General features: G+C 57.7%; 1 protein-coding gene, 1 tRNA gene and 2 pseudogenes. 3 read left to right on the top strand and 1 reads right to left on the bottom strand.

The annotated features are described in order from the left end of the window. Positions 1–1852: 1852 nt before the first annotated feature. Positions 1853–2158, top strand: a complete 306-nt coding sequence (locus RhoBH5_RS32350; RefSeq protein WP_270009611.1) for a hypothetical protein — start codon at positions 1853–1855, stop codon at positions 2156–2158. 371 nt (positions 2159–2529) lie between these two features. After that, positions 2530–3024 (top strand): annotated as a pseudogene (locus RhoBH5_RS32345) (IS1380 family transposase); the annotation flags it as partial. Positions 3025–3059: 35 nt separating this feature from the next. Here RhoBH5_RS32345 and RhoBH5_RS32340 read toward each other — a convergent pair. Continuing rightward, a pseudogene (locus RhoBH5_RS32340) lies at positions 3060–3331 on the bottom strand (transposase); the annotation flags it as partial. A gap of 251 nt (positions 3332–3582) precedes the next feature. Here RhoBH5_RS32340 and RhoBH5_RS32335 point away from each other — a divergent pair. After that, positions 3583–3656, top strand: a tRNA-Ile gene (locus RhoBH5_RS32335). The last annotated feature ends 182 nt before the right edge of the window (positions 3657–3838 follow it).

Here is a 3838-nt window from a genome sequence, read left to right as displayed (position 1 = left end):
ATTTGGGATACGGATTGCCCCACTTCGAGGTGCACTTCCGAAATCCCCATCTCGGCGGCCACATGGGCTACCGGACGAGTGCGTCACCGCTCGACGAGGCGTCGTCTTCCCTCCGCTGTCAGCGGGGCATTACGGTGTGTCACAGGGCTGGTCCTTCTTTGTCGAGAACGGCTATGTCGCAACTCCCATTCTTACGCCGAGAACCAGCCCGCCTGCTCTTGAGTCCCGCGTCAACGCTAGAATCTGTCGGCGGATCGACGTTTGCCCTCGGCTTTGCTCAGCTTGCGCCCGCCGGCAGTCTCTTGTGGTTCGGGCAAACGAGCATAGAATCAGGTGAAGTGCCCTTTTTCGATGTATTAACTGGGCCATCCGAACTAACTATCAAACATGTCAGCTTCACCTCAGGCTTGGTCGGGTAACAGGAGAGGATCTCAAGGCTCTCGTACATCTGGCCGCGACCGATATCCTGCATCCTGAGCTCGATAAGGTGCGGTCTGGGCTACCACGCCGAAACAATTGTATTGCTGCGGGACCGTAAAATCCGGGGAAATTCGGTACTGCCCGTCCACCAGTAACTTGTTTACATAGCGCGAGCAGTACGGAGTCCACTACGAGAGCACTGTCGGCGTTGCGAAGGTGGTCGTCACAGGCACAGCCACGTGGGAGGTCTTTCGCATACACGAGGTTCGCTGCTGTCCAGGGCCAGCAGACACCCGATCTCTATTTCTCGTTCTTCGGCCCCGAACTGACGCGGGGAGCTTTCCTCGAGATGACAATTGCGGAGATCATGGGTTGACCTTTCCTGATGTCTGGAGGAGTCGAGAGTAATAGACAGCCGGAGTTGCAGATGCGAAAATTTTCGCTGAGATACTCGCCGAACATTTCCCTTCGCTCCGGCGGCCCGCCCGTTGAGTCTTCCACCCGAATCGCCCCAGGCCCCACGCGAGGTGAGCGGCCTCGGCGGCCACACAATGCCGGGGACCGACGAGGTCGGTACCCCCCGACGTTACGGGTCACCGGCCGCCGAGGGCAGTCAGGTTCGTCCTAATTGCAGTGAGTGGTTCGTTTGGTGTCTCTCCCCCCTTCGGGCAAGCCGCTCGCGCCTGGTGAAGTGAACGCAACGAAATCTCGCGGTAGGCGGCGAGTGAGGCCGGGCGTTTCCACGGAAGTAATGGGAGGCGGGCACGGGAAGTCCTCGCCGAGCGATGAGGAGTCGAACCACGGCGAGGACCGGTCGAGACAGCAGCGGGAAGCCCCAGTTAAGGAATTGTCTCGACTGAACATTCGCAGGCCCACCCTGCCCGGTGTGGGGCGAATGTTTCCCGCAACTTGAACGTTAGGCCGCGTTGTCAATCAGGGTCAGGGGCAAAGGTCCCGAAAATGCAATATGTTGTGGGATAACATTTTTCAACAATTCACTCGACCCCTGTTCAACAGCGTCGAGGTAAGTCCCGGATAGGGCGCGAACAGGGTCCAGGACCCGGCGAGACGTAGCCTCCAACAGTTGCGCCTCGGCAAGCGTTCGGCGACCTACACACGGCCACAGGCCGGCGACCACTCCCTGATCATGAAGTGCAAATGCGACACCCGAGAGCTACATAGAGCCGAAGGTCCTGCCGCCAGCTGAAAAATTGTCGGGCGAGCCCTGGAGAAAGGGGTGCGCAAGCTCAAGGCTCGGCCCGAGGCGGTGCGTAACGGTGAGATCGGCACTACTTCAGGGCAGACATTCGTTTCGCGACGTCATGTCACGTCACGTCACGGAAATAATCTCCCGACGACACAAGGCTAAAGGGATGAGCTGGCCACTGCCAGAGGAAAAGGTCCCATAGAGGCAGCCGGAAAATCAGGTGCGATGGCGCTATTCTTCTCGGCATGTTGTGTAATTCTCTTGGCCAGTATTGCATTTCGATTCTCGCCGACATCAGTGTACTATGCTGCCACCGATGGAACGGTGGGGGATCTCGGAGCAGAGAATGGTCTCAATTCCGGGATCACAAGTCTGTTTACTCTCGACGTTGAGTATGCAGAACATGCTGAAGAACTGCAGTTTGGCGTGAGCGATTTTGGATGGGGCTCCCTGGCCGATATTCGTTCGAATGCAAAGCGCGTCGGCACGGGAGAATCTGTGTCGTTCATGGTCTGGATAAAAGTCGAGTGAGTTACGCGACTTGACACCTCGTCATGAGAAGTGCCCTGTTATGTTCTCGAATGAGTGGGGACCGAGCTTCGGCTCCGAAGAAATCAAGAGGATGGAACGCCATGACCGCGGACCAGTCAGTAGCATCGTTGAGAATCAAAATTTGTTTATGTGATGGCGACCTACCGACGGGTCAATGACACCTTCAGTACCCTTCACAGGAAGATGCATAAATTGCGTGAGATTGACGCCAGCCTGGCACGATGGCACTCGCCTCGGGTTTTCACGGTGAGCGACCCGAACCTGAGTCGGACACTAGGGTAGGTGACGCCACTTGGAAGAATGCGGATTGTTGAGGCCCCTATTTGTCCGACAGAAGGATCACCTTCCAGGTGCACAAGCCTACGTCCTGCTACCCGAAACTCTCGGTCGGTATCATCGCGAGCACGCTCGTATCGCATCCGGTGCGATCACCTGGATCCACACCGCCGAAAAATCCGGTCTAAGCACATTTTTGCCCGAAACACTGGTGCCGTGGCGTAAACCCACCGCGCACCATGACCCCGACGATATTTTGCTTAGTCCCGTATTACCCTCACGGTCAGCGGCGACCGCCTCGAAGATATCGCTTCCTGCGCGAAGAGCGTGCCATGTTTGATGCGGTCGCCGCGACGGTAACCCGCCTACTGGTCGTCGACCTCGATGCCGCTCTGGTGACTGCCCATTCGAAAATGGGAACTGTACTGAACCTCAAGCACGACTTCGGTTTCCACCTATTCTTGGCATTCGTGGACCGCGGCAAACACATCACCGGAGAACCCTTGAGTTTCCTGCTGCGGCCCGAAGACACCGGCTGCAATACCGCAGCCGACCACATCACCGAAACTTGACAGGCGTTGGCGCCGTTACCGTTCCGAATGGGCCGCCTGCGTGTCTTCCTGGTGCGTCCGGCGATCGAAAATATTCGTAGGCGCAATTGTTTTGGCTCCCACCGGTGTGCGTCGTTCCCCGTCAGCGCCAACATTTGTATCCAAGCTGCAAATTCGGAGGTGCGAGCGAGGATCTCCAACCACACCTGATTCTGAACCAAACCATGCAACGGCAGGTTGCTCACACCAGCGCCCTTGACGTTTCGGATTCGGTCTTAGCTGCGCGCTTGGCGCGGTACCGCAGATCCAAGGTTGCAGACCCCACTCACCGCCTCGGGTCGAGCCCTGTGCTTGCTCACCCCTTACTCCAGGGCTACATCCTCGATAGCCGGCATACGCTCACGACGATGCTCGACCAGCAATGTCGGCACAGAACGAGGTCTGCCGGGCGCCATGCAAGCACCCAGAGCTTTGCTAAGTGACCGCGTGTCTCTTAGAAAGAGGCGCGACCCGATTGTGATCCGCGTCGAATATGCCGGTAATATCCGGATTCGCCGCGATGCATCGCATCCGGATGGGGTGGTAGCTCAGTCGGTTAGAGCTGTGGACTCATAATCCATTGGTCGCGGGTTCGAGCCCCGCCTGCCCCACTGTGTCACTCCCTTCATTCGTGGCTTTGCTGGTGATCAACGCGGAGAGGATATGCGACTGATGTGCCCTGAGTTTCGTGGAGTCGTGATGTTTGGCCTCAGGCTACGGGTTAGCGTGTGAAGTGTACGTTCTCGAACTCGATCGGGGTCAGCATCCCGAGCGCACCGTGCCGGCATTGCCG

Origin of the sequence: Rhodococcus sp. BH5 (genome assembly GCF_027583855.1) — a bacterium.
Taxonomy (GTDB): Bacteria; Actinomycetota; Actinomycetes; order Mycobacteriales; family Mycobacteriaceae; genus Rhodococcus_F; species Rhodococcus_F qingshengii.
The sequence above is the reverse complement of the archived record's forward strand: the minus strand, read 5'-3'. Positions and strand labels throughout refer to the sequence as shown.

Coding starts and splice junctions, on each gene's coding strand:
- RhoBH5_RS32350 (WP_270009611.1), top strand. CDS start 1,853: ATGGCGCTATTCTTCTCGGCATGTTGTGTAATTCTCTTGGCCAGTATT.